This is a genomic window from Bradyrhizobium sp. OK095, assembly GCF_900109945.1.
Classification (GTDB): Bacteria; Pseudomonadota; Alphaproteobacteria; order Rhizobiales; family Xanthobacteraceae; genus Bradyrhizobium.
The window spans coordinates 281,376-306,504 of the sequence record NZ_FOBX01000006.1 but is presented as its reverse complement, the minus strand read 5'-3'; the positions used below and the strand labels follow the sequence as shown (position 1 = coordinate 306,504).

The following is a 25,129-nucleotide window of genomic DNA, read 5'->3' as shown; positions in this document are numbered from 1 at the left end:
GATGCGACTGCACGTCGTCAATCCCAACACCACTGTTACGATGACGGCGAAGATCGCCGCTGCGGCGCGTGCGATCGCGCTGCCCGACACAGTGATAGATGCGCGCCAGCCGACAATGGGACCTGTTTCCATCGAGGGATTTTACGACGAGGCCTTCGCCGTGCCCGGCATGCTCGGCTGCATCCGTGACGCCGACCGCGACGGCGCGGATGCGCACATCATCGCCTGCTTCGACGACACCGGCCTCGACGCCGCGCGCGCCGCCGCGAAAGCGCCGGTGATCGGCATCGGCGAGGCCGGCTTTCACATGGCGAGCCTGATCGCCGCCCGCTTTGCCGTGGTGACGACGCTCGGTGTCTCCATCGTGCCGATCGAGCAAAATTTGCAGAAGTACGGCCTCGCCGAGCGCTGCGCCCGCGTCCGCGCCGCCGAGGTCCCGGTGCTGGCATTGGAAGAGCGCAACTCCGACGCGCTGGCAAAAATCTCCACCGAGATCACGGCTGCGATCCGCGACGACCGCGCCGAGGCCATAGTCCTCGGCTGCGCCGGCATGGCCGATCTCACCGCCGAGCTCGCCGCCACGCATGGCCTGCCCGTGGTCGACGGCGTCGCCGCAGCGGTGACGCTGGCAGAATCACTGGTACGGCTGGGCCTGAAGACGTCCCGGCTCGGCCCCTATGCTGCCCCGCGCTCGAAGACCTATTCCGGGCCGTTTTCGTCGTTTCAGCCCTGAATTCTGCTCCCGACGTGGACGCAAGGGGGGAACGCCCGCTTTTTTGGGCTTCAGCCTCTTTTTGGTCCCAATTGTTGCCGAACAGTAACACTTTCGGGACACCCCGGTCGCCACTTTTGGGCTGCCGCACTTCGCCACTCACCAAGTTTCAATTTGGGTTTTGTCAGCGATGATCGATCTCGCAGAGGACGCACCGTCCAACCCCCTGCTTCGCCTTGGCGCCCAGCCGATCGCGCTGACCGCCGCCGCCCTGCTCCTGCTGATCGCCGGCGTGACCTCGATCGCGATCTGGCGCGCCTATACCGGCGCGGCACCGGAGCCCGACCGGGTGGTGACGTCGCGGCAGCTCCAGACCCGCACCGCCCAGGCCTCCGAGCAGCTGGTCGAGAAGACCAAGGGCCTGGAGGCGACCCAGCAGGAATCGATCGACCAGCTCCAGGTCGTGCAGGACCAGCTCCAGACGATGAGACGTCTGATGGCGGCACAGCAGGCCGATACCAAGCGCCTGTCCGAGCAGGTCACGACGCTGAACGAGTCCATCGACAATCTGCGGCAGTCCTTCGCCAGTGCGCGGGCCACCGAGACCGAGACGCCGTCGGTTACCCGCAGGAAACCGGTACATCACCGCGTCCATGCCAGCGCGCGCAAGCGCTCGCGCGGATAGCTCGCGACTTAAATTTTCTGACTTGTGAACTGGATCACATTCGCCCGTGTGATTCCACGCCATGCTGTCCGCTACCGGATGGCGTGAGCCGATTTCAATGTCCGGGGCTGGCAAGGTCGTTGACGGTATATTGCGTCAACGACCTTGTTTTTTAACAGGTCCGGCAGGCCTCCCGCCTCACTCGCAGACGTCGACGCGACGGTATCGCCATCCCGCGGGCGTCATCACGCGCTTCCGCACGACATAGCAGCCACCATAACCGCCATCGTCGTATCCGGTACCATAGTAGTAGGGATTGCCGTAGTAGGGGTTTCCGTAGCCGTAATAGCCGCCATAGTAGCCGGCACCTACGCCGATCCCGACGCCGGGCCAGAAGCCCCCGCCATGCCAGTGGCCGCCATGGCCCCAGCCGCCGCCGCCATGCCAGCCACCGCCGCCATGGAAGCCGCCACCGTGACCGAAACCGCCCGCGGCCTGTGCCGCCTGCGGCGCCGATAGTCCGACCGCCGCGACGGCCAGCGCCGCCATCATCATCTTCCGTAACATTACTCGATCCTCCGCGTGGAAACCGTCCACACTACAGTGCGAGGCCAAGCTAACGTCACACAGGCGTTCCTGACAGTCTCCCTGCCTCACTTCCGCGCGAGCATCAGCAGCCGCGGCAGATGCTCTTGAGTTTCTTGTCAAGCATACGGTTCTCGGCATTGACGGCGGCATCGGGGGAGCCACCCGCGCCGGTGCCTGTGGTGACGCCGGAGCCCGCGCCAGACGATTGCGCCGTGCCGAGGCTGTTGGTGCCGGGAGGCGCCGATGGAGAGTTGCCGACGCCTCCGGTGGATCCAGAGGAGCCGGCCGTGCCGCCGGTCGCCTGCGCGAACGCAACGGTTGGCATCGCGGCGAGACTGAGGATCACGATCAAGGTTTTCATGGAAGCAGTTGCAGACGATACGGCCATCGGAAATTCTCCCTTTAGTCGTCAACGGCCCTGACCAGGACGCGTTCCGGAACAAATTCCGTCGCATCAGCTTGAAACACAGAGGCAGCCACGATCATGCGCAAACTGATCGCGTTCGACGAGGATACGTTGGACAAGTTGAAGCAATTGGGACGCGACAGGATGGCAAATTTTCAGGAGCTCGCGGACGAAGCCTTCGCCGACCTCTTGAAGAAGCACGGCATCCCGATCGATCTCAGGGATGCCTTGCGCAAGAGCGTGCGGCTGAACGGCGACGCGGACAAGCCGGCCGTGCGCCCCAAAGCCAGAAAGGCCAAATCAAGATGACCGATCGCGATCCCTTTGCAGAGGGCGAACGCGCCGCGCGCGAGAACATTCCGGCAGGGGCCAATCCGTACCTCTACGGCAGCGACGAGCATGCGCTGTGGTCGGCCGGTCACGAGAAGGTCGCAGCAAGCATCGAAGCCCGCGAATCCGAGGGAAGCTGACGCCACGCTCCCAGCAGCTATGCTGCCGCCACCATCTTCTCGGTACGGTCCTCGATCATGGTCACGAACATGTGGGACTCTTCGCCGGCGCCACCGATCTGGACCCGGCGGGCGGAGATGACGCGGCGCCCGCGCGCCGGGTTGTCGATGGTGTCGATGATCGGCTCGAGCTGCTGCCGCTGCGCCAGAAGCTGCAGGTCGCGCCGCTCGATCAATTCCGCCGCTTCCGGGGAGAACAGTTCCCGCGCGGTCTTGCCGATGATCTCGCCACGCGACATGCCGATCATCTTCTCGGCCGCCTTGTTGACGAAGACATAGCGCAAATTGCGCGCGTCCTTGGCGATGATGCCCTCGGCCACGTTCTCGATGATGGTGGCAAGGAAGCGCTCCATCCGCTCCAGAATGCGCTCGCGCTGACGCTGTTCGGTGACGTCCTCCTGCACCGACACCCAGCCGCCGCCGTCCATCGGACGCTCGTAGATCTTGATGATGCGGCCGTCATTCAAGGCGATCTCATTGGCGGCCGGCTCGCGCTTGGCGATCCGATCGAGGATCGCCGCGAGAAATTTCGCGACGTCGCCGCTGAACAGCCCGCTCTCGACCCGATGCTGGAGGATTTCCTCGAGCGTCGATCCCGCCTGGATCGTCTCGGGAAGATTGTAGATCTGCCGGTAGTTGGCGTTCATGGCGACCACATTGGCCTTGCCGTCGAGCATGATCAGGCCCTGCGGCATGCTGTTGATCGCGGCCGAGAGCTGCCACTTCTTGGCCTGGTACTTGTCGTTGAACTTGTCGCGCTCGGTCATCGCCGCGTCGCGCGCCTGGGCGGTACCGAGCTCGAGCTCTTCCAGCTCGAAGATCCGCGCCACCGCGTCGCGGAAGTGCTGCACGGCGCGTGCGAGATGTCCGATCTCGTCGTGACGGCCGAGATGCGGCACCTTGCTCTTGACGTCGCCGTCGGCGATCCGGTCGGTCGCCTGCGTGATCTCGGCGAGCGCGCCGACCACCGAGCCGCGCATCACGACGACGTTGAGGCCCGCAAGAATGAGGGCCGCAAGCCCAAGTACGAACAGATAGGCCCCGGCATAGCGGTTTTCGTCGGCGAGCTCGTCCGCCTGACGGGCGCGCTCCCGGTAGATGCGTTCGAGTCCCTCGAGATCGCTGTTGAGCTTGTTGCGTAGCGTGCGGTTGGCATCATTATCGCCCAATTCGCGCGCCGCCGCGGGGCTAATCTCCAGCCCGCGCCGCACCAGCTCCTGGCGGAACTCGATGAACTGCGCGATGCGCTGGCGGAAGCTTGCGAATTGTTCGGCGTCGTCGGCGCTCACCGTCCGCTCCATGCCCTTCACTGCGTCGGCGAGGTCGCGGTTGCGGCGCACCAGCCCATCGGCGAACGGCTTCATCGAGCCGCGATCGCCGGACATGTAGATGCCACGCGATTCCATCACGATGGCATAGATCAGCGCGTTGATGCGCCCGACATTGATCGCGGCCTCCGCGGAGGTGGCGTGCATGTGACGATAGGTCGTCTGCAATCGCACCGACTGGATCGACATCACCAGCAGGAAGGTGGTCACGATCGCGAGGAAGCCGGCGATGCTGTAGACCTTCTCCGCAACGCTCAGCGTGTCGGCGCCGCGCGCGAACTGAACAAATTTCTTAAAGAGTTTGGTTCCGGCATTAAGCCGGGATCCCAGCGCCGCAGCGTCCATGGCGCCGCTCCTCCTGGTTGAAAACGCCTCATCATACCGTTGCAGCGCTAGCGGAGGATTAAATTACCGGCCGGTATTGTTACGGTATGGAACCGCGCTGGATCAACAGGTCCACATCGGCGTCAGCCGATCCGCTTCAGGCCTTTCGTGAAGCGCGGGCCGTTGGCGACATAGAACCTCGCCGCGCTCCCCATCTTCTGGACCTGGGCGTCATCGAGCGTGCGGATCACGCGCGCGGGTGAGCCGATGATCAGCGAGCGTTCGGGGAACTCCTTGCCCTCGGTGATGACGGAGCCGGCGCCGACGATGCTGTTGCGGCCGATCTTCGCGCCGTTCATCACGATCGAGCCCATGCCGATCAGCGCGCCCTCCTCGATGGTGCAGCCGTGCAGGATGACGTTGTGGCCGACGGTGCAGTTCTTGCCGATGACCATGGGAAATCCGAGGTCGGTGTGGCAGGTCGAGCCGTCCTGCACGTTGGCGCCCTCGCCGATCTCGATCCACTCATTGTCGCCGCGCAGGACAGCGCCGAACCAGACGCTCGCGCCCGGCTTCAGGCGCACACGGCCGATCACGGTCGCGGTCTCCGCGATGAAGTAATTTCCGTCCGAGGGAAGATCGGGCGCCTGCCCGTCGAGCTCGTAGATCGCCATGGAGGTCTCCTGTCGCGTCAACCCAAGCCATAGCGAAACGACGGCGCGGAGGCAAAGGGCCGCCGCAGCAGGCAGCCCTGCAAGGCGTCAGCCCAAAACGCCGGTCGCGCGCAGGGTCATCAGGAAGAAGGTGCCGCTCATCATGCTCCAGAAGCCGGCGATGACGGTCGCCATCGCCACGAACTCGACGCGGCGGCTTTCCAGGCGCATGCCGCGCAGCGTGTTGCGCATGATGATGAAGGGCGCCGCGAAAACCAGGAACGGAACGGCCGCAAACGTCTTCGGCGCCACGCCGTCCTGCAACAGGCCGAAGCCCGCGGCCCGCTGTGTGGCCGCCTGGTATCCGTTCACGAGCGCGCCCGCGAACGCGAAGCCGATGCAGATCGCGAAGAATGTATTGAGAGCTTCAGGTGTCATTGGAACGGTCCGCCCTTACGCAACGCCGGAGCCTTCCTGTGACAAATAGTGCCGGTTAACGCTACATTATCCTTAAGCGAGGGTTAACGCCGCCGCCCGGTCCGCGCAGGGCCCTCTTCCGTGCCCGGTAGCCTGGGACCTTCCGCAAAATCGCCGCCGCGTGGCATATTCGCCGCTGATTCGTCGGCCATCGGCCGACTTCGGGTCCGTGCGCACTCATGACGTTGTTTTCGGCAGTATCCCCTCGCTCTCCCCGCACGCGCACCCGAGCGCATGTGGTGCCGATCGCGCTCGGCGGAGCGGCGGCGGCCTGCGCGGTCGCACTGGTCGCCTATCTGCTGTGGCCGACCTGGGAAACGGGCGGCGCGAGCGCTCCGGACAAGCTGCCGGTGAGCATCGGCGGCACGCTGTTCAATCTGCCGGTGACGGCGATCCGGATGAAGATCCAGCGGCACTCCGGGCCGCAGGAGCGCATCGACCTCGACTTCCTCTATCCCTCGCTGGAGCCGCCCGGCGCGCCGAAGCACGTCACCGCCGATGCGGTGGAAACGACGATGCAGCCGATCGACCGCATCTTCCTGTCGATCGCCGCCCATCACGATGCGCTCGCGCCCGAGCAGCGAACAGCCACGATCTATCCGCGCTATCTCGACCAGGCCGCGACCACGCTAGAGGACGGGCTGACGATGCGGATGTTCCGCGCCGAGACGCCGTACGGCAGCGAGGACTTCTACTCCGCCGCAAGCCCCGCGCTGACGGCGCGCTGCACGCGCGATGGGGCGACGCCCGGCATGTGCCTGTCCGAACGCCGCGTCGGCAGCGCCGACCTCACCTTCCGCTTTCCGCGCAGCTGGCTGTCGCAATGGCGCGACGCGGCGGAAGCGATGGATAGGCTGACGGCGCAGCTGCGCGGGCCGAAGGGCTGAGCGCGGGAGCTCAACGCAAAAATACGAAACAACCCCATGCACAGTAGCCAAGCGCCTGTCATGACTTCGTATTCTTTTTGGACTTCGTATTTTTCGAAATAAACTTGACCCGTCGGGCAAAACAGGCGCATGATGGCATCATGGCGCGATCGAGTTGATGCGGCCACCGACAGGCATCGGACGATCCCGAAGCCTGTCGGCGTCGCAGCAATCAAGCCGCTTCGTTGTCACTCAGCCTGTAATATCGCCCCACGGTCGGATTACTGCTCCTTCCTGAACAAGTCCTGGAAGATGAGCGGGCCCCAGATGCGGCCGCGTGCGTGCACCAGCGCGCCGCCCTCGTTGAGCTTTCCCAGCTTGACGGGTGCGAACCCGAGTTGCTTGGCCAAGGCCGCCACGGGAGCGGTCGCGTCCTCGTCGTCGCTCGCGAGAAAGACGACGCGGTGGCCGCCCTCGACGACCGGATCGGCAGCCAGTTTGGTCGCACCAAGGTGATTGAAACCTTTCACGAGCCTGGCGCCGGTGAACGCCTTCGCGACGACGGCGGAGGACAGAAGACCGTCCAGCTCTTCTCCAAACCCGTTCGTCGCGTCGATGATCGTCTTGTCCTTCCAGCTCGGCAGGGCCTTCGCGACCTCGCGATGCTCGCCGAACGGGACCGCCAGAAAGATCGTGTCGGCCTCGAGTGCATCCCGCAGCGACTTGGCGACGACCGTGGGTCCAATCGCCCGAGCCTGCGGCGCCAACGCCTCGGCCGCCTGGCGGCTCGCGACTGATACGTCGATATTTTTACGGGCGAAGGCGTGGGCAAGGGCCTGGCCGATCTTGCCGAATCCGACAATTGCGTAGCTCATCATGCGTCTCCTATTTTCAGATCGCCGAGAAGCCGCCGTCGACGGACAGCTCCAGCCCATTCACGAAGCTGGAATCGTCCGACGCCAGAAACAGCGCAGCCGTCGCAATTTCTTCAGGACGCCCCATCGTTCCCCGCGGGATCAGGGATTCGAACATCTGCTTCGCCTCCGCGGTGAGAACCTGGTCCTGCATCGGTGTGGCGATCGGGCCCGGGTGCAGCACGTTGACCCGGATATTCCTGCCCTTCAGCTCGTTGAGCCACCCGCGGGCGAATGCATGCAACGCCGCCTTGCTCGCCGCATACACGCTGTAGCCGGGAAAACCCTTCAGCGAAGCAACGGATCCGGTCATGAAGATCGATCCGCCATCGCTAAACAGCGGCAGCGCCTTTTGCACCGTGAACAGCGTGCCGCGCGTATTCAGGCCGAAGGTCGCATCGAAATGCTGCTCGGTGATCTCGCCCAGTGGGACGGCTTCGCCCGTGCCGGCGCTCGCGTACAGCACATCGATCTTGCCCTTCTCCCGCTTCACCGTGTCGAACAGGCGGTCGAGGTCGTCGAGATTGGCCGCGTCGCCGCGCACGCCGGTCACGTTCCGGCCGATCAGCTTGACGGCCTCGTCGAGCGTCTCCTGCCTCCGGCCCGTAATGAAAACATAGGCGCCTTCTTCAACGAACCGCCTGGCGCTCGCCAGCGCCATGCCGCTCGATCCACCCGTGATGACTGCAACCTTACCTTCAAGCTTTCCCACAATTTCTCCTTTCGTGGTGTCGGGGCAGCATCTGCCCCCGAGAACCTGCAGATGGGTCCGCCGGGGTCAGGCGTTCAGTGCGGAAGCGCGCACATCGGTGGTGCGAAATCGATCCGGCTGGACGACTGACACCAGCCGCGACGATGGGTGTCCGCCGTTCGGAATTGGGCCGCGCCTGCCGGCATAGGCTATGATGGCCGCCCGTACTTCTGTTCGATGTGTTAGATGCTGGGCTTTGGAAGGCGCACCGCGCGGTGCGGGATTGCACCATGATAGACTGGGATGACGTTCGCTACTTTCTTGCCGTCGCGCGCGGAGGCTCGGTGCGGGCTGCCGCCGAGCGCCTCGGGGTGAACCACGCGACCGTGCTGCGACGTATCGCCCAGCTCGAGGAACGCCTCGGGGTCCAGATGTTCGAAAAGCTGCCATCAGGCTACCGCCTGACGGCTGCGGGCGAGGAGGTCCTCGAGTTCGCAGGCCAGATGGAAGCGTCGTCGCACCAGCTGGAGACGCGCGTCTTCGGGCGCGACCAGAGCGTGCGCGGGCTTCTGCGGGTGACGCTGGCGCCGCCGCTTGCGACCCACCTGCTGATGCCGGACTTCGCCGATTTCGCGCGTCTGCATCCGGATATCGAGATGGACATCTTGTCGTTCGGCGAGCTGGCAAATCTGACCAACCGGGAGGCCGACGTCGCGATCCGCGTCGTCTACGACCGCAAAACCCTGCCGCTCAATCTTCACGGCCTGAAGGGACCGGAGCTGTTCGGCGGCGTCTACATGTCCCGCGACCGGCTAGCCGCGTGGCGCGCGGGCGCGCCTGATCCTGTCAGGTGGATCGTCATCAGCATCCATGGAATTCCGGATTGGGTCCGCGAGGGAGAGGTGCGCGCCACGGGCGTTCCGTTCAGGGTCTCGGATGCCGGGGCGCAGATCGTTGCGGTACGGCAAGGGCTCGGGATCACGACGCTGCCGTGCTTCGTCGGAGATGCCGACCCCCTGCTGGTGAGGGTGCCGGGCACCGACCTGCACATCTACGGAACGCTGTGGCTTCTCACACAGGGGGAGTCTCGCAAGACAAAGCGCGTGCGGCTCTTCACCGAGTTCGTATCCCGCAGGCTCGCCGAATACGCGCCGCTTCTCGCGGGCCTGTCCATATCGCGCGACTGACGCGCGGCAAGAGCCGGCGGTTGCTTTGAATCATTGGGGTCAAATTTGAACGCCGATTTACACGCTTCGTCACGAAGTTCAGGCGGCCGCGCCTGCGCGAACCGGCAGGGTGCCGCGCTCGGCGATCACCTGCGCGAACCGGTCGACATCCTCGGCCGTGTTGAACAGACCGAAGGAAATGCGGATGCCGTCGCGCTCCGGCGACACGCGCACATTCCGGCTGGTGAGATAGTCGGCCCACGAATCCGCAGGCAGATCCAGCACGTAGATGTGCGGCGAGCGATCGGCGCGGTCGCGCGGCCCCACAAGACGGACACCGAGATCGTCCATGCGCTCGATCAGGCGGTCGCCGAGATCAAGGAGATGCGCCTCGATGGCGGATTGGCCGACGCTCTCGATCAGCGTGAGCGAGGCGTCGAGCGCATGAATGTCGGGCAAATTGAGATTGCCGATCTCGAACCGCCCGGCGCCCCTCTTCAGCGTCATGTTGTCGGCGCGCGCGATGTAGTCGCCCGGCGGATGCGCGAGGCTCGACATGGCGAGATAGGCCGGCTGGAGTTCGTCGAGCTCCTGCCGGCAATAGAGGATGCCGAGGCCCTGCGGCACCAGCAGCCCCTTGTGGCAGCCCGCCCCGATCAGGCTTGCTCCGCATTTCGCAACATCAAGCGGGACGACACCGATCGACTGCATCGCGTCAATGACGAAATAGAGCCCCTTCTGCGCGCAGAGCGCGCCGATGCCGTCGATATCGAAACGGTGTCCCGCGTGAAAGGTGACATGGGAGAGCGAGATCGCACGCGTGCGGGCATCGATATGGGGCGCGAACATCTCGGCACGGGCCGTCTCACCGGTCAGCGGCACGAAGCGAACCTCAACTCCCTTGCGCCGAAGATTGAGGAAAGCATAGGCGTTGTTGGGATGGTCCCCTTCGATCAGCAGCACATTGTCGCCCGCCGTGAGCGGCAATGCGTTGGCGGCGATGTTCATGCCCTCGGAGGTGTTCTTGGTGAAGGCGATCTCGGCCGGCGTAGCGTTGAGGAGTTTTGCGACCCGGGCACGGACCTGCTCGATCCTTTCAAGCCAAACTGGCTTGGGGCCTCCCAATTCACTGCCTTCCCGATAAAAGCCGAGCAGCGCCTCGCGAACGCTGGTCGCCAGAGGCGTCTGATGGGCGGAATCGAGATAAAGCAGGCGCTCGGTCACGGGAAACTGGCGGCGGACCGCGGCGACGTCGTAGTGGCGGCTCATGATCAATGGCTCCGCGTGCGGGATCAATCGACGAAGGACGGAATGGGATGGGCGTTGGCCAGATCCTTCAACCTGCGAAGACGCGCGGGATCGACGGCAGCGCTTGGGCCGGCGCGCAAGATCTCCGCAACCTCGCGGCCGAGCTTCCTGGCCTCATTTGTATCGAAGCCGCGGATCGTCAGAGCGACGCTGCCGAACCGGAAAGCGGTACGTGGTTCGCCGGCTTGCCCTGGCGCACGCATGGCGTTGCCGATGACGCCGTAAGCGCCGAGCCCCGCGACCAATTCCGGCTGGGTCCAGCTCTCGCCGGTGTAAGCCATGATCATGTGCGAGTCCGTGCCGCCGGTGTAAAGCTCTATGCCCCCCTCCTCGAGGCCCGCAGCGAACGCCTTTGCATTCGCGACGACGTCGCGCATGAGCTGCGCAAAGGCCGGGCGGGTGATCATGTCCAATTGCACGGCCCGCGCCGCAATCATGTTCGAGGCTGCCGGGCCTTGCAGGCCGGGATAGACGGCGGCGTCGATGGCGGCGCCGAAGCGCTCTTTGGCGAAGACGAAGGCGCCATTGCGCGGTCCACACAATGTCTTCTGCGTCGAGCTTGTGGACACGTCGGAGAAGGGAACGGGATTGGCATGGAGGCCGGCCGCGATCAGCCCCGCGACATGCGCAATGTCGGTGAAGAGCAACGCGCCGACCTCGTCGGCAATGATCTTCAATCCAGCAAAGTCGATCTCGCGCGGATACGAGGATGGACCGGCGAGCAAGACATGCGGTTTCACTTTGCGCGCGAGGTCGCGGGCCTGGTCCAGATCGACCGCGCCAGTACGGGTCACGCCGAAGGAGACGACCTCGCGGTTCGCGCCGGTGATATGACGGATCGCGCCGTGGCTGACATGGCCGCCGGCGAGCTCGTCGAAGGTCAGCAGCCGCGCGCCTTCGGCCGGCAGGATCGCGCGCAGGACCGCGACATTGGCGATGGTCGAGGACAGTGCCTGCACGTTGACGTATTCGGCGCCGAAGATCGCCTTCGCCCGATCGATCGCAAGGTTCTCGATTGCGTCGAGTTCCTCGCAATTGGCGACGCTGCGACGGCCGGGCAAGCCCATCGGCGCACGGTTGACGAGATGGGTCCCTTCGATCTGGCGCAGGCCGAGCGGCGCATAGGAGGCGGACGCGATCATGTTGAGGGACAGCGCCTCCCTCTTGCGGTCCTGGTCGATCAGCGCGACGACGTCAGCGCCGATCTGACGGGCGCCCGCGCCGAAGAAGCTATGCCAGTTGACGTCGGTGGAATGGGCTTGAGCGGCGCCCGTCGAAAGTGACATGTGTCATCCTCTTCTAGGTTGGAATTCTTGAGTGGTTCTGCGCGAAGCCTTCGTCAGTGACGAAGCACGCGCGAGAGAAAGGTTCGGGTTCGCTCGTGTGTCGGCCGGTCGAATATCTCCGCCGGCGTGCCTGTCTCCAGGATGCGCCCGTGATCGATATAGACGACGCGGTCGGCGACCTCGCGGGCGAAGCCCATCTCGTGGGTCACGATCATCATCGTCATGCCTTCGCGCGCAAGCTCGCGCATGACGTCGAGCACCTCGCCGACCATCTCGGGGTCGAGCGCGGAGGTCGGCTCGTCGAACAGCATGATGTGCGGCTCCATCGCCAGCGACCGGGCGATTGCGACGCGCTGCTGCTGGCCGCCGGAGAGCTGGGAGGGAAGCTTGTGGGCGTGGTCGCGCAAGCCAACCCTGTCGAGCAGGCGCAACGCGTTCGCCCTCGCCTCGTCGGGCTTGCGGCCGCGCACGCGGATCGGCGCAATCGCGACATTGTCGATCGCGCTCATATGCGGGAACAGATTGAACTGCTGGAACACCATGCCGACTCCCTTGCGGATCCTGGCCAATTCCCTCTCGCCGCCGATCGCGCGATCGGCCTCCGTGGGCATGCTGAAGCCGTCGACGGTCAGTCGTCCGCTCTGGTACATCTCCAGGCCGTTGACACAGCGGATCAAGGTCGACTTCCCCGAGCCGCTGGCGCCGATGATGACGACGACCTCGCCGCGTCCGACGTCGAGATCGACATCCTTCAGGACATGGAACGCACCAAAGGACTTGTTGAGGCTGATGATGCTGACGATGATTTCGCGCGACGTCGCGGCTGCCGGAATCTGGATGGCGTTCATCGTGATCCCCTTGCGAGATGGGCTTCGAGGCGGCGCGAGGCGTAGGTGATCGCCCCGCCGATGGCGAGATAGACGGCGAATAAGAAGACGTAGATCTCGTAGGTCCGGCCGCTGTTCTGGGGATCGGCGAGGATCATTTGTCCGGCGCGCAGGAAATCGGTGAGGCCGATGATGAAGACCAGCGTCGCGCCATTGAAGATGTCGAGGATCTGTCCGACCAGCGAGGGAACGACAACCCGCAGCGCCTGCGGCAGGACGATATCGACATTGAGCGTCCAGCTGCTCATGGCGAGCGAGCGTGCCGCCTCGATCTGGCCCTTCGGAACCGCCTGAAGTCCGCTGCGGACATATTCGGCGACATAGGCCGCGAAGAAGAGGGCAAAGCCGGCCATGCCGCGCAGCAGGCCGGGCACGGACGTATCCGGCGCCAGCAGCGGCACGATGATCCAGATCCAGTAGACGACGAGGATCAGCGGCACAGACCGCATCGTCTCGATATAGGCTGTCGAAATCACGCGCAGGCTGGTGATGCGGCTTTGCCGGCCGAGCGCGAGCAGGATTCCGAAAGGCAGGGTCAGAATCGAGACCGCGATCGTCAGGACGACGCTGAGCAGCAGACCGCCCCAGACCTCAAAGCCCGGCGGCGAGAGGACGACGAAGATGGCCACGACGCCCGCAAGAAGTCCTGACAGCACGATGCGCTGGTCAGCAGCCAAGTGATGGACGCCGCACCATGCAGCAACACCGAGCGCGGCGCTGCCGGCGGCAAGCATGCCAGAATGCACGTCGATCGCGACCGCGACCATGACACCGGTCAACGCCACGCCCAATGCGACAACCGTCGACGCGGCTCGCCCCGGGCGGACCGAAAGGCCGAGGCCGGCACCGAACATCGCGCAGAGCGTCGCAACGGAGAACCATGCCCGCCACAACTGGTCGGCGGGATAGATCCCGGTCATCAGCACCTTGAAGCTGCCGCCGACGACCTGCCAATGCGCCTCGACCAGCGCCCAGTGCGCAAAGGCATAGACCGCCCAGGCCAGCATCGGGATGATGACCAGCGAGAGCGCGGCATCGAACGGCTTGGCGAAGAGGTTGCGATGGACCCATCGCAGCGCCAACGTGGTCATCGCGCCCTCCGCCCATTCATGCGCGCGTTGATGCCGTTCACGCAGGCGCTGATGATCCAGCTCAGCGCGAGGTAGGTCAGCATCACGATCACGACGCCTTCGAGATTTCGTCCGGTCTGGTTCGAGACGGTGCCGTAGACGTTGAACAGATCGGGGAAGCCGATTGCGATCCCGAGCGAAGTGTCCTTCGTCAGGCTGATATATCGGTTGGCAAGGGATGGCAGGACGATCCTGAAAACCTGCGGAAGGATGATGTCGCGCAGCGTGTGGGAACGCGACAATCCGAGTGAGGCGGACGCCTCCCATTGTCCTTTCGGCAGCGCCTCGATCGCACCGCGGACGATCTCGGCGACATAGGCGGAACTGTTGACGACGATCGCAAGCAGGAGTGCCGTCATTTCCGGTGAAATGGAAAAGCCTCCGCGCGCGCCGAACCGCGTGGCGACCGGCAAATCGAGGCCGAGAGGAAAGCCGACAAAGCCGGCTCCGATCAGGGCTGCGACCGCCGCTGCCAGGAGGATCAACCGGAGGCGCAATCCGCGCAGAACCACGCAGCCGACGACCAAGGCGAATGTAACGGCGAGCAATCCCCAGGACGCAACGCCGGCGCGCTCGGAGATCGCAAGTCCCGGCAAGAACACACCCGAACGACTGGCAAGGAGGCCGCCGAACCAGTTCGACGCGGCGTTCGCGGGAGGAAACCGCAGCACCACCGCAAAATACCAGAATACGATCTGGATCAGCAGCGGCGTGTTGCGGATGGCCTCGACCAGTCCGAAGCAGAGGTTGCGCACCAGCCAGTTGGTCGAGAGCCGGCCGATGCCGACCAGCGTGCCGAACATGGTGCAGAGGACGATCGCCGAAAGTGCGACCTTCAGCGAATTCCAAAGGCCCGCGAACAGCGCCTGGAGATTGCTGTTGGACGGAGAGAACGGCTCCAGAATTGGCCAGTTGCCCTCAAATGAAGGGACGAAGCCTTCACTGAGACTGAAATTCGCGACATTGCCGAGATAGCCGAACGAGAACTGGATGCCCTTGCGGGCGAGTGCCTCACGGACAGCCAAGCCAAGCCAGATGACGAGCCCTGCCACCGCGATGACGATCGCAGCCTGTAACAGCCATCTTGACGCGATCAGCAGGCCGCGACGCGCCGGCGGGATGCTGTGGTATTCGGCGATCTCTGTGCTCACGACGCCCTCCCGAGATCGAGGCGAACCGGTCGGCTCGCCTCATCTGCTCAGTTCCACGGAGGCGAGTACTCGGCGCCGCCCTTGGTCCACATCGCGTTGGGCGTGCCGGCACGATCGATGAAATAGGGTGTCTTGGGTCCGAGGTTACGGTCGTAGATCTCGCCGTAATTGCCGACGGACTTGATCATGCTGGCGACGAAATCGTCGGCGACACCGAAATCCTTGCCAAAACCGTCCTTCGCGCCGAGGAATTTCTGCACGAACGCACTCTCGTCTTTCATCCTGTCGGCAAGATTGGCTGAATTGATGTCCCACTCTTCCGCCTGGAACAGCGCGAACGTCGCCCAGCGCAGCAGATTGCGCCATCTGGAATCGTTGGCGATGACGAAGCCGGCGAATGGCGACTTGTTCAGCGTCTCAGGCAGGATCGTGTAGTCGTCCGGCTTGCCGGAGTTGCCGCGCCAGGCCGCAAGCGCGGATTTGTCCGTCGACATCGCGTTGCAGCGATCGCTCTGGAGCGCGCCAAACAGCTTCTCGAGATTCTCGAACGTGAGCACCTTGGTGGTCTTGAAGCCGCGCGCGCGGACGAAGGCGGCGAGCGTGGCTTCGGTGCCGGAGCCCTGCGTCGTGCAGACCGTCGCACCGTCCAGCTCCGCGACGGATTTCACGCCGGACGCCGACTTCACCATCATGCCGGTGCCGTCGTAGAAATTGATCGGCAGGAAATCGATGCCGATCGCGGATTCGCGCACCGGCTTGACGGTCGTATGTGCAAAGACGACATCGGCCTGCCCGGTCTGCAAGGCGTTGAAGCGGCTCTTGTCGGTGACGATGACGAAGTTGACCTTGCTGGCATCGCCGAGAACGGCAGCCGCCATGGCGCGGCAGAAATCGGCATCGAGGCCTTCGATCTTGCCGGTCTTGGTGTTGAGGTAGCCGAAACCGGGGGCCGTGTTGTCGGTGCCGCAGTTCAGGACGCCGCGCTGCTTGACGTTGTCGAGGACGGTGGCGGATGCGCCCGGCGCCCACAGCGATGCTGCGGCCAGCGCAGCGACCAGAAATTTGAAACGAGCCATCCGAGAACCCCTCTGCCTGTTGTCGTCCAACGCGTCTCAGCCGGGCTTGGGATGTGCTCCTCTTGTGAACACCCGAACTGCTCTGGGAAGGAAGGCTACAGGGCCAAAACAATTCTGGTCTACTTAATTAATTTTGCGATATACATTAGATAATATGCATGATCGTTGTCTGGGCATTTGAGGGAGCTCACGGATGGATTTCGCCCGACTCCGCACGCTTCGTGAGCTTTCGCTGCGAAAAACAATGGCAGCGGTGGCTGAGGCTTTGTTGATCTCTCCGTCGGCCGTTTCGCAGCAAATCGCGCAGCTGGAGGACGAGACCGGAGTTGAATTGGTCGAACGCAGGGGCCGCGGCGTACGGCTCACCCCGGCGGGACAGCGACTTGTCGACCATGCCGGGCGGGTCATCGGCATTCTGGAGGAAGCGAAGACCGACCTTGCGGAGCTGAAGAAGACCGTCGCCGGCGAGTTGCGCGTCTCGGCGTTTCCTTCCGTCGCCGCATCTCTGATTCCGCCGACGATCCGCGCGATGTCGGCGCGCTTCCCCGATCTGGCGACGATCTTCGAGGAGCTGGAGCCCGACGACAGCCTGGCTGCGCTACGCGCCTGGCAAACCGACGTCGCGATTGTCGACGACCTCACGACGTCGGCGAGCCTCTCGGAGACACAGGTCGAGATGCTGCATCTTCTCGACGACCACCTCCACGTCCTGCTGCCGCGCGACCACCCCTTGGCCGAGCGCCCTCACCTCACCTTGCCTGAGCTTGCGACCGAGCGCTGGGTTCTCGACACGACGTCCGCCACCTATTCGGACGTGATTGTCGGTGCTTGCCGCAATGCCGGCTTCGATCCCATCATCAATGCCCGCTGCCATAGTTTTGAAGTTGTGCGCGCCATGGTCGAGGCAGGCTGCTCGGTGTCGATCAATCCGGGCTTGCGCGGGCGCGACCATATCGGCACGTTGCGCCTGAAGGAGATCCTACCGATCATCACGCGGCGGATCTTCGTGGCCTTTCGCACCGGTGAAAGGCGCAATCCGGCAATCGCCGAATTCGTCAGCGAGCTACGAACGGTGGCGACTTCAATGACGGCGCGGCGATGAAGGGCTGATCGTCGATGTGTGCCCCGGACGCAGCGCAGCGTCTCTTCGACGGTGCGCTGCAGAGCCGGGGCCCATGTCTCTGCGCGCAATCAATGCGGCGTGGGTCCCGGCTCTGCACCGCAACGCTAAGGGCGTTGCAGTGCGTCCGGGACACGAGAGGGACCACGGTGTTGAAAACTATTCCTGATCGACGAGATCGTCTTCGAGGATCGCCATCTGGAACTGGAACGAGCGATCATCGTCCTCGTCGTCGACGAACAGCACGCCGATGAATTCCTCGCCGATATAGACCTCGGCGGAATCATCCTTCTTCGGCCGCGGCACGACACGGATCTTGGGATTGCCGAATACGCGCTTCAGATACGCGTCGAGCTTTCTGACTTCTTTGACGTCCACGGCAAGTCTCCGATCGAAATTGGCTGGCCGCGTTTTAGGACGAGACGCGACGAACCGCCAGCATGAATTGCCAAAGAATTTGGGGACGAAAAGAGCTGGAGAATCCGGCCCTTAGCTCGCGAGCCTAAAGCCCCGCCTCAAAGGCCCATGGCGTTGATCATCTGATCCATGGTGCGCGACGGCTCGGCGCAGCCGGCTTCGCCGACGATCTTGGCGGGCACGCCGGCAACCGTGACGTTGTGCGGCACCGGCTTCACCACGACCGAACCCGCCGCGATACGCGCACAATGACCGATCTCGATGTTGCCGAGGATTTTTGCGCCGGCGCCGATCAGGACGCCGTGACGGATTTTTGGATGACGGTCCTCGTTCTCCTTGCCGGTGCCGCCGAGCGTGACGCCGTGCAGGATCGAGACGTCGTCCTCGATCAACGCCGTCTCGCCGCAGACGAAGCCGGTGGCGTGGTCGAGGAAGATGCCGCGGCCGATGCGCGCGGCGGGATTGATATCAGTCTGGAACACCGCAGACGCGCGGCTCTGGAGGTAGTACGCGAAATCCTTGCGGCCCCTCAGATAAAGCCAGTGCGCGAGACGATGGGTCTGGATCGCGTGAAAGCCCTTGAAGTAGAGCAAGGGATCGATGAAGCGCGAGGTCGCGGGATCGCGATCATAGATGGCGACAAGATCGGCGCGGAAGACGTTGCCGAGATCCGGATCGTCGCGCAGCGCCTCGTCATAGGTCTGGCGCACGAGATCGCCCGACAGCGCGGAGTGATCGAGCCGGTCGGCGAGACGGTGGATCACCGAATCTTCCAGGCGGCTGTGATGCAGCACCATCGAATAGATGAAGGTCGCAAGCTCGGGCTCGCGATGGACGATGTCCTCCGCCTCGCCGCGGATCCGTTCCCAGATCGGATCGAGCGATGCGAGCTTTCCTCCCGGATTGACCTGGTGCACTGCCATGGATCTGCTCTTTCGAGTTGGCTGGTTTTGTTGGCTCTATAACACAGTCTAGGCGACAAAGTCCCGACGGGCTTGCCTCCGAGTGAACAGCGCCTTGCCCCGCAAAAGCATGCCAACGCCTTGAAACACAACGGTTTCTTCTGACGCCCCCAAGCGGCAAGGTTGGCTAAAAATGGTCAGGCTTTTGGCAAATTCAAGCCGCAGCGCGTCAAACTATTGGTGAATTCTCTCCCGACCCTTATTGCAGGCATGGTCCCGGCGACGACGGAGCGGATTTGACCACCACCACCGACCAATTGCGCGCGCGCGCCGCTGATACCTTCTGGCTGCGGCTTGCCGCTCTCGCCTTGTCCGTCCTCTTGCCCCTCCTGATGATCGCGCCGGCGCTCTGGAACGGCTATCCGCTGTTGCAATGGGATACCGGCGGTTATCTCGCGCGCTGGTACGAGGGCTATCTCGTCCCCAGCCGCTCCACCGTGTTCGGCCTCTATCTGCACTATGGCGAGGGTTTTGGATTCTGGATCAACCTCGCCGTCCAGTCGCTGGCGACGCTGTGGCTGCTCCAGCTCACCTTGCGCGTGCTTGGCCTGATGCAAACTTTCCTCTTTGTCGCGATCAGCCTGCTCTTGATCCTGTCGACCGCACTGCCCTGGCTCGCCAGCATGCTGCTCACCGACATCTTTGCCGGGCTCTCGATCTTGTCGCTGTTCCTGCTGGTGGTCGGCGGCAGCCGGATCTCGGCGATCGAGAAAGTCGCGCTGTTCGTCTTCACCGCCTTCGCCGCCGCGACCCACAGCGCTACGCTGGGCGTGCTGCTCGGGCTCTGCGTTGCCGGCTGGACGATGCGTCCGTTTTTGCGCGCACGCCTGTCCTTCGCAGCACTGGTCCAGGCGAGCCTGACCATCGTCGTCGGCGGGCTGATGCTGGTGTCGGCGAACCACGCGCTGTCAGGCAAATGGGCCTGGACGCCGGGCGGCACCGGCGTTGCCTTCGGCCGCATGATGCAGGACGGCATCGTCGCGCGCTTTCTCGATGACCGCTGCCCGCGCGAAAACTTCAAGCTCTGTCCCTATCGCCATGAATTGCCGGCGACCGCCGACGCGTTCCTGTGGGGCAACAGCATGTTCAACACGCTCGGCCGCTTCGAAGGCATGAACGACGAGATGGGCACCATCGTCGTGCAATCGCTTGCCGACTATCCGGCCTGGCAGGCCGGCGCGGCGCTCAGGGCGATGGGCCAGCAATTGCTGCATGTCGCGACCGGCGAAGGCGCCAGTGTCTGGATCCCGCACACCTACGGCATCATCGAGCGTTACATTCCTTCGCAAGTTGCACCGATGCGCGCGGCGCGGCAGCAGAACTGGCAGCTCGACTTCACCGTCATCAATTGGGTGCACGTGCCGGTCGCCCTCGCCTCGATGCTGGCGCTGGTCGTGCTGCTCGGCGATGCACTGGCAAAACGCAGGCTGGACGATCTGACGCTGCTGGCGGCGACCGTGACGCTGGCGCTGCTCGGCAACGCCTTCATCTGCGCCGTCATCTCCGGCCCGCACGACCGCTACGGCGCGCGGATGGTGTGGGTTGCGACCTTCGTGGTGCTGATGGCGCTGGCGCGGCGGTTTGGCGACGACAGCAAAGCGCGATGAGCTTGGGATGAAGCGTCCTCGCGCTTGTTTCGTCCGAGCAGCGAGCGCATTCATCGAAAAGAAGCACCCAGGACTGACCTGGCGTTCAACAGCCTGTCCGCGTTGGCAAAGCCGGAGTCCGATAACAGAGGCCGCCGTCGCCTCAATGCATTCACATCGCCTTGGCGAGCGCGAACAGCCGGAAATCCTCGAGCGCCGCGTGCCGATGCGGGGCGACTTCGCGCCGGTAAGTCTCGGTGTCGACGATCGAGCGGAAGGTGGCGAAATCGCCGTATTCATTGATCGCCGCTTCGTCCCAGCGTTCGCCTGGCGAGCCGACGAGGCTCGTTAGGACCGGCCCTGAAAACATCCGCACGAGCGACTTACCGGCCGCGAGACGCCGGAATGCCGGCCTATAGCGTTCATTAAAGGCTTCGCGGCCCGAGCAGGGCGCGGCGCCGAATCCATCCTCGTAACGCGCATTCGCGCGGTAGCACAGCAGATTCAGCATATAGACCGGCTGGCCGGCTGGAATCGCGCGCTCGGCGGCGTCAAGGGCTTGCAGGGTGATTTCGATGAGGTTCATGGGACTTCCCGCGTTTCTAGCGCCTCAGAATGCGCGCTGACGCTCGCTGTTTAGCCGTTCGGGATTGGCTCTTGTAGTGACTACGTGGCCATGACTATGTGGACTGCATGTCCACAACGACTTTACCTCCCGACCTCTCGCGTCTCCTCGCCTTCGTCCGCGTCGTCGAGGCGGGCTCCTTCGCCGAAGCCGCGCGCCGGGCGGGGACGACCACCTCGGCGATGTCCAAGGCGGTCGCCCGCTTCGAAAAGGCTCGCGGGTTGCGGCTTCTGCATCGCTCCACCCATTCGCTGGCGCTGACCGAAGAGGGCGACAGGCTGATGGCGGCGGGACGCGCGTTGGTCGAAAGTCTCGCCCGTGTCCAATCCGCGCTCGGCGAAGTCGCGCGCGACGATGGCGGGCGGGTGCGCGTGACCGCCCCCGCCTCGTTCGCGCGCGCCTGCATCCTGCCGCGACTACCCGCGTTCCTGCGGGAACGGCCGGAAATCGAGATCGAGGTCAAATTCCGCAACGAGATTCTCGATCTCGCGGCGGAAGGCGTCGACGTCGCGATCCGCTCAGGGCGCCTCGACCGCGCGCCCGGCCATCGGGCGCGGCGGCTTTGCACGTTCTCCTGGATCGCTTGCGCCTCGCCTGCCTATCTGAACGCGCGCGGCGCGCCGGCGACTCCATACGAGCTTTCCGCGCACGACCACGTCGGCTTCCGGAATCCCGCGAGCGGTCAGATCCTGACCTGGCGCTTCGCCGACCCGCACGGCAAAGCACCCATTCGCGTCACGCCCAAGCCCAAGCACATTTGCGACGACGCGCACGCTTCGCTCGCTTTGATCGCGAATGGGTTTGGGGTCGGCTGGGGGCCGGCGTGGCTCGTCGACGAAGACCTTCGTACCGGCCGGCTGGTCGAAGTGCTTGCGCCCTGGCGCGCGCCTGGAGAACCCCTATGGATGCTGCGCCCCTCCGACCGCCGCCCGCCCCTGCGCACACAGCGCGTCATGTCGTTCCTCACCACGCTTCCCGCCGCGTTCAGCGACAAGGCGGTGTGAAGCATCGGTCGTTACGGAGCGGCCATCAGCATATTCGGTCAACCGGCCCGCGCGTCTTCCAACTGCAGAGTTTGGACGGGTATACTGACGTATACTGATTGCGGGGACTGGCATGCGGCGACGTGAATTTATTGGCCTTGCAGGCGGTGCAGCGGCATGGCCGCTCATCGCAAAAGCTCAGACAGACGGATCAATGCGGCGGATCGGCGTTCTGTTCGGAGCGACCGAGGGGGACCTCCAGGTCACGAAATATCTGGGAGCGTTCAGCGCCGGACTGCGGCAACTCGGCTGGATTGAAGGTCAAAACATCCAGATCGATTACCGCTGGGCGCGGGGCAACATTGAACGGGCGCGGTCCCTGGCGAAGGAGTTGGTGAGCACGTCTCCCGCACTGATCCTCACGACTGGGACGGAGCCGGCGCTGGCCCTGCGCGAGACTACCGCGACAGTGCCGGTCGTATTCATCAACGTCACGGACCCTGTTGCCGGAGGTTTGGTAGCCAGTCTGGCGCGACCGTCGGGTAACATCACCGGCTTTACTCCCTTTGAGTACGATATCGGAGGAAAATGGCTTGGTTTGCTCAAGGAGATGTCGCCGCGTCTGACGCGGGTTGCGATGCTCGGCGATCCCGTCAATCACAATTTCAGGGGCTTCAAGGCGTCATTCGAAACGGCCGCGCAGTCGCTGGCGATCGAACCGATTTCGGTTGCCGTTCACGGGGCAGAAGACATCGAGCGTGAAGCTGGTTCCTTTGCTGCTGAAGGAGGCGGCGGATTGATCATCACGGCCGCAACTTTCTCGAACGTCCACCGCGACCTGATCGTGAATTTGGCCAACGCCAGGAAGTTGCCGGCGATCTACTGGAATCGCTTCCAGGTGGCTGCCGGCGGCCTGATGTCGTACGGCCCGGATACGGCTGATCTGTATCGCAGCTCCGCAACTTACGTCGATCGTATCCTGAAGGGCGAAAAACCCGCGGACCTTCCGGTGCAGGGGCCGACGAAGGAAGAGCTGATCATCAACGCCAAAACAGCGAAAGCAATCGACCTTATCGTCCCGGCAGCTCTTCTCGCCCGTGCCGACGAGGTGATCGAGTGATCAGTCATTCGCGCCTATATCCGTGAAAAGGAACCCCGCCGGCGTCCTGGCAAAGACGAAGATATCGTCTCCGCAGACGACGACGTAACTGTCATTGTTCTCTTGATCGGGGTCGTAAACGGCCTTGCCGCGCTGGATGCACGCGCGATTTTTCGCCGTGAACGAGGTCAGATAGATCTTGGCGCGAAATTGCGCCGCGTCGCGAATTGCCTTGTCGTTCATGAACGGCAATCGTGTCATCCCGGCGACGGCGGCGGAATCGTTTATTTTCAGCGCCGCGCGAAATTTCTCGATGAAGCCATCGAATTCCTTCTGCACGGCAGGAGAAGCGACGGCTTTCTTCGGCGCCTGGGCGGCGGCTGGAGCAAGGGTCACGAGAGCGGTAGCGAGCATCATTCTCAGCAAAAATTCCACGGGTCGGCTCCGTTCATCGACTCATCAAGGTCTTCCGATCGAAAGAAGTCCATGGTGCTCTGTAGCGCCAAGGGACTTTCTGGTTCGCCGGCGCGCCGTCAATCTCCACCACCAATAGAGCCCAGCCGATATGAGCCCGGTGGTCCTGAATGCAAATTGAACCTGGCGTGGGTCGTCGACGACGAATGGCGAGTCCACGGGCACCGCCCGATGCGGCGAAGGTTCGCTTCTGGCCCGTTTCGGACGTTTGACGATGTTCTGCCTCTCTTCAATCTTCAATGTCAGGCAATTCGGAGTTGATGGTCGAAAGACGCTCGTCTTGCTGCTTCTCCTTTTCGCGATCCCCGCGAACGACTGCTCCGCGCAGACACCGCCGCCGCCCCTCGACGAACATGCGTTCGAGCGCGTGCCGCCGACCGTCGTGAAGAGATTGGCGACCCGCTTTTCGCTGGGCGCATTCGCCGGCCGCTTCGAAGAGACGCGGCTCGGCGCTGTCCGCGAAGCCGTGGGCGAAGGGACCATCCAACACCAGGGCGACGCTGGAGGCAGCCTCTATTGGCTGTGTTATCGGCGCGCGCAGCATCGACTATGGGTGGTGTCCAGCGGAGAGATCGGCGGCCCGGACCATCTCGTCACCGAAATCGTTGAAGAGCTCACCGAGAAGGACGCCGGGGCCTCGGCCGATTGCGCCGTCATCCCGGAAAAGTTTGCGCCCGTCGTCTTCGACGGCAAGCTGCATTTGGGTATGTCGCGTCAGCAGGTCATCACGGCGCTGGGACCGCCGTCGAAGTCGGAAGCTGCTCAGATCGTGTATTCTCACGAGGGAAAGCTCGCAGACGGTTTCGATGAGACTGCCTGGCTCATTCTCGGATTTGGTGCGGACAAGCTCGTGTCCATGCGCGGCGGCAAGACCACGACGAATTGAAGGGGCTGCGAGCAGCGTTCGCGCTTCGCGACGGCCTCAGACAACATTGCCTTCAGCCGCGACGTGACAGGAAATCGAGCACGCCCGTCTTGTAGACCTTGTCGCCGACCGCGCGCATGTGATCGCGACCGGGGATATCGAGCACTTCCGAGCCCGGAATGATCGCGCCGAGCGCACTCGCGGATCCAGCGACGTCGTCGGTCGAGCCGACCGCGACCAGCACGGGCACGTCGATGCGCGCGGCGTCATCCTTCGTCATGAGATCGCGCGTGCCGCGCAGGCAGGCCGCCAGCGCGCGGCGGTCGGAACGGGTCTGGTCGGCAAACGCACGAAACGTGCGGCCGACGGGATCGGTGACGTCGTCGAGCGAGGGCGCCTCCAGCGCCTTCGCCACGTTCTCGCCGGGCCCGGAGCCTTCGATCAGGCCGCCGATGCCGATGCCGCCGAGGATCGCCGAGCGCAGGCGCTGCGGCGCGTTGAGGCCGAGCCAGGCCGTCATCCGCCCCCCCATCGAATAGCCCATGATGTCGGCCTGCGGGATGGCGAGATGATCCATCAGCGCGAGCACGTCGCCCGCCATGACGGGAATCGAATATTGCGCGGCCTCGTAGAGCTTTGCGCTGTCGCCATGGCCGCGATTGTCGAGCGCGATGACGCGGCGGCCGTTCTTGCGCAGCTCCGAGACCCAGGTCGGATAGACCCAGTTCACGTTCTTGCTGGAGGCAAAGCCGTGCACCAGGATGATCGGTTCGCCCTCGCCTTCGTCGAGATAGGCAATTTCAACGGCGCCGTTGTGAAAGCTCGGCATCATCAGTTCCGCGATGTTGTGGGGAAAGGGTGA

General features: G+C 63.8%; 29 protein-coding genes. 11 read left to right on the top strand and 18 right to left on the bottom strand.

Annotated features, from left to right (window positions below; genetic code table 11):
• The first annotated feature begins 1 nt into the window (after window position 1).
• Window positions 2-733: an aspartate/glutamate racemase family protein gene (locus BMW89_RS18185; RefSeq protein WP_092028351.1), complete on the top strand. Its 732-nt coding sequence runs from the start codon at window positions 2-4 to the stop codon at window positions 731-733.
• A 169-nt stretch (window positions 734-902) separates the two neighbouring features.
• Window positions 903-1,397, top strand: coding sequence for a hypothetical protein (locus tag BMW89_RS18180; RefSeq protein WP_092028350.1), 495 nt, complete (start codon window positions 903-905; stop codon window positions 1,395-1,397).
• Between the two features lie 177 nt (window positions 1,398-1,574).
• Here BMW89_RS18180 and BMW89_RS18175 read toward each other — a convergent pair whose 3' ends face one another.
• A complete protein-coding gene (locus BMW89_RS18175) occupies window positions 1,575-1,943 on the bottom strand; it encodes a hypothetical protein (RefSeq protein ID WP_092028349.1) in 369 nt (122 codons plus the stop codon).
• Between the two features lie 103 nt (window positions 1,944-2,046).
• Complete coding sequence (locus tag BMW89_RS18170) at window positions 2,047-2,352, bottom strand: hypothetical protein (RefSeq protein WP_092028348.1); 306 nt, start codon at window positions 2,350-2,352, stop codon at window positions 2,047-2,049.
• A 96-nt stretch (window positions 2,353-2,448) separates the two neighbouring features.
• On the opposite strand from BMW89_RS18170, the gene BMW89_RS18165 reads away from it, so the two are divergent.
• Window positions 2,449-2,679 (top strand): hypothetical protein, encoded by a 231-nt coding sequence (locus BMW89_RS18165; RefSeq protein WP_092028347.1) that lies wholly within the window; start codon window positions 2,449-2,451, stop codon window positions 2,677-2,679.
• Complete coding sequence (locus tag BMW89_RS37930; RefSeq protein WP_177196131.1) at window positions 2,676-2,840, top strand: hypothetical protein; 165 nt, start codon at window positions 2,676-2,678, stop codon at window positions 2,838-2,840. The genes BMW89_RS18165 and BMW89_RS37930 overlap by 4 nt, the downstream gene beginning before the upstream one ends.
• Window positions 2,841-2,857: 17 nt before the next feature.
• Here the strand turns inward: BMW89_RS37930 and BMW89_RS18160 are convergent, their stop codons facing one another.
• The 3 genes from BMW89_RS18160 to BMW89_RS18150 all read right to left on the bottom strand — a co-directional run bounded on the left by BMW89_RS18160 (window position 2,858) and on the right by BMW89_RS18150 (window position 5,622).
• Window positions 2,858-4,552: a PAS-domain containing protein gene (locus BMW89_RS18160; RefSeq protein ID WP_092028346.1), complete on the bottom strand. Its 1,695-nt coding sequence runs from the start codon at window positions 4,550-4,552 to the stop codon at window positions 2,858-2,860.
• Between the two features lie 122 nt (window positions 4,553-4,674).
• The gene (locus tag BMW89_RS18155) at window positions 4,675-5,205 is read right to left on the bottom strand and encodes a gamma carbonic anhydrase family protein (protein ID WP_092028345.1); all 531 of its coding nucleotides are present in this window, start codon (window positions 5,203-5,205) and stop codon (window positions 4,675-4,677) included.
• Window positions 5,206-5,292: 87 nt separating this feature from the next.
• Entirely contained in the window at window positions 5,293-5,622 is a 330-nt protein-coding gene (locus BMW89_RS18150) for a DUF6949 family protein (protein WP_092028344.1), read from the bottom strand.
• 218 nt (window positions 5,623-5,840) lie between these two features.
• Between BMW89_RS18150 and BMW89_RS18145 the strand changes: the two genes are divergently transcribed.
• The gene (locus BMW89_RS18145; RefSeq protein ID WP_092028343.1) at window positions 5,841-6,548 is read left to right on the top strand and encodes a hypothetical protein; all 708 of its coding nucleotides are present in this window, start codon (window positions 5,841-5,843) and stop codon (window positions 6,546-6,548) included.
• A 260-nt stretch (window positions 6,549-6,808) separates the two neighbouring features.
• Here the strand turns inward: BMW89_RS18145 and BMW89_RS18140 are convergent, their stop codons facing one another.
• Together BMW89_RS18140 and BMW89_RS18135 are read right to left on the bottom strand one after the other, a co-directional pair.
• Window positions 6,809-7,402: an NADPH-dependent F420 reductase gene (locus BMW89_RS18140; protein ID WP_177196130.1), complete on the bottom strand. Its 594-nt coding sequence runs from the start codon at window positions 7,400-7,402 to the stop codon at window positions 6,809-6,811.
• 16 nt (window positions 7,403-7,418) lie between these two features.
• Complete coding sequence (locus BMW89_RS18135) at window positions 7,419-8,153, bottom strand: SDR family NAD(P)-dependent oxidoreductase (RefSeq protein ID WP_092028341.1); 735 nt, start codon at window positions 8,151-8,153, stop codon at window positions 7,419-7,421.
• Window positions 8,154-8,422: 269 nt separating this feature from the next.
• Between BMW89_RS18135 and BMW89_RS18130 the strand changes: the two genes are divergently transcribed.
• Window positions 8,423-9,319, top strand: a complete 897-nt coding sequence (locus BMW89_RS18130) for a LysR family transcriptional regulator (protein ID WP_092028340.1) — start codon at window positions 8,423-8,425, stop codon at window positions 9,317-9,319.
• A 78-nt stretch (window positions 9,320-9,397) separates the two neighbouring features.
• On the opposite strand, the gene BMW89_RS18125 is transcribed toward BMW89_RS18130, so the two are convergent.
• From BMW89_RS18125 to BMW89_RS18100, 6 genes are read right to left on the bottom strand one after another with little or no spacing between them, the layout of a single operon-like run.
• Entirely contained in the window at window positions 9,398-10,567 is a 1,170-nt protein-coding gene (locus tag BMW89_RS18125; RefSeq protein WP_092028339.1) for an aminotransferase class V-fold PLP-dependent enzyme, read from the bottom strand.
• A 23-nt stretch (window positions 10,568-10,590) separates the two neighbouring features.
• Window positions 10,591-11,892: a serine hydroxymethyltransferase gene (gene glyA, locus BMW89_RS18120; RefSeq protein ID WP_092028338.1), complete on the bottom strand. Its 1,302-nt coding sequence runs from the start codon at window positions 11,890-11,892 to the stop codon at window positions 10,591-10,593.
• A 53-nt stretch (window positions 11,893-11,945) separates the two neighbouring features.
• Entirely contained in the window at window positions 11,946-12,740 is a 795-nt protein-coding gene (locus BMW89_RS18115) for an amino acid ABC transporter ATP-binding protein (protein ID WP_092028337.1), read from the bottom strand.
• Window positions 12,737-13,870: an amino acid ABC transporter permease gene (locus tag BMW89_RS18110; protein ID WP_092028336.1), complete on the bottom strand. Its 1,134-nt coding sequence runs from the start codon at window positions 13,868-13,870 to the stop codon at window positions 12,737-12,739. The genes BMW89_RS18115 and BMW89_RS18110 overlap by 4 nt, the downstream gene beginning before the upstream one ends.
• Window positions 13,867-15,060, bottom strand: a complete 1,194-nt coding sequence (locus BMW89_RS18105; protein WP_092028335.1) for an ABC transporter permease subunit — start codon at window positions 15,058-15,060, stop codon at window positions 13,867-13,869. Before BMW89_RS18105 ends, BMW89_RS18110 begins: the two co-directional genes overlap by 4 nt.
• A 47-nt stretch (window positions 15,061-15,107) precedes the next feature.
• Window positions 15,108-16,136 carry a transporter substrate-binding domain-containing protein gene (locus BMW89_RS18100; RefSeq protein WP_092028334.1) on the bottom strand — a complete coding sequence of 343 codons (1,029 nt, stop codon included), beginning with the start codon at window positions 16,134-16,136 and terminating at the stop codon, window positions 15,108-15,110.
• 193 nt (window positions 16,137-16,329) lie between these two features.
• On the opposite strand from BMW89_RS18100, the gene BMW89_RS18095 reads away from it, so the two are divergent.
• The gene (locus BMW89_RS18095) at window positions 16,330-17,238 is read left to right on the top strand and encodes a LysR family transcriptional regulator (protein WP_092028333.1); all 909 of its coding nucleotides are present in this window, start codon (window positions 16,330-16,332) and stop codon (window positions 17,236-17,238) included.
• Window positions 17,239-17,415: 177 nt separating this feature from the next.
• On the opposite strand, the gene BMW89_RS18090 is transcribed toward BMW89_RS18095, so the two are convergent.
• Both BMW89_RS18090 and cysE read right to left on the bottom strand, forming a co-directional pair.
• Window positions 17,416-17,634: a DUF3126 family protein gene (locus BMW89_RS18090; protein WP_007602550.1), complete on the bottom strand. Its 219-nt coding sequence runs from the start codon at window positions 17,632-17,634 to the stop codon at window positions 17,416-17,418.
• A gap of 137 nt (window positions 17,635-17,771) precedes the next feature.
• Window positions 17,772-18,596, bottom strand: coding sequence for a serine O-acetyltransferase (gene cysE, locus BMW89_RS18085; RefSeq protein WP_177196129.1), 825 nt, complete (start codon window positions 18,594-18,596; stop codon window positions 17,772-17,774).
• 275 nt (window positions 18,597-18,871) lie between these two features.
• Between cysE and BMW89_RS18080 the strand changes: the two genes are divergently transcribed.
• A complete protein-coding gene (locus BMW89_RS18080) occupies window positions 18,872-20,242 on the top strand; it encodes a hypothetical protein (protein ID WP_177196128.1) in 1,371 nt (456 codons plus the stop codon).
• A 151-nt stretch (window positions 20,243-20,393) separates the two neighbouring features.
• Here BMW89_RS18080 and BMW89_RS18075 read toward each other — a convergent pair whose 3' ends face one another.
• Window positions 20,394-20,807, bottom strand: coding sequence for a hypothetical protein (locus BMW89_RS18075; protein ID WP_092028332.1), 414 nt, complete (start codon window positions 20,805-20,807; stop codon window positions 20,394-20,396).
• A gap of 107 nt (window positions 20,808-20,914) precedes the next feature.
• Between BMW89_RS18075 and BMW89_RS18070 the strand changes: the two genes are divergently transcribed.
• Window positions 20,915-21,850 (top strand): LysR family transcriptional regulator, encoded by a 936-nt coding sequence (locus BMW89_RS18070; RefSeq protein ID WP_092028331.1) that lies wholly within the window; start codon window positions 20,915-20,917, stop codon window positions 21,848-21,850.
• A 112-nt stretch (window positions 21,851-21,962) separates the two neighbouring features.
• Window positions 21,963-22,949, top strand: a complete 987-nt coding sequence (locus BMW89_RS18065; protein WP_092028330.1) for an ABC transporter substrate-binding protein — start codon at window positions 21,963-21,965, stop codon at window positions 22,947-22,949.
• Here the strand turns inward: BMW89_RS18065 and BMW89_RS18060 are convergent, their stop codons facing one another.
• Window positions 22,950-23,363: a hypothetical protein gene (locus BMW89_RS18060; RefSeq protein WP_244547619.1), complete on the bottom strand. Its 414-nt coding sequence runs from the start codon at window positions 23,361-23,363 to the stop codon at window positions 22,950-22,952.
• Window positions 23,364-23,616: 253 nt separating this feature from the next.
• Between BMW89_RS18060 and BMW89_RS18055 the strand changes: the two genes are divergently transcribed.
• Window positions 23,617-24,288 (top strand): hypothetical protein, encoded by a 672-nt coding sequence (locus BMW89_RS18055; RefSeq protein ID WP_092028329.1) that lies wholly within the window; start codon window positions 23,617-23,619, stop codon window positions 24,286-24,288.
• A gap of 52 nt (window positions 24,289-24,340) precedes the next feature.
• Here BMW89_RS18055 and BMW89_RS18050 read toward each other — a convergent pair whose 3' ends face one another.
• Window positions 24,341-25,096, bottom strand: a complete 756-nt coding sequence (locus tag BMW89_RS18050; protein WP_177196127.1) for an alpha/beta fold hydrolase — start codon at window positions 25,094-25,096, stop codon at window positions 24,341-24,343.
• Window positions 25,097-25,129: the final 33 nt, after the last annotated feature.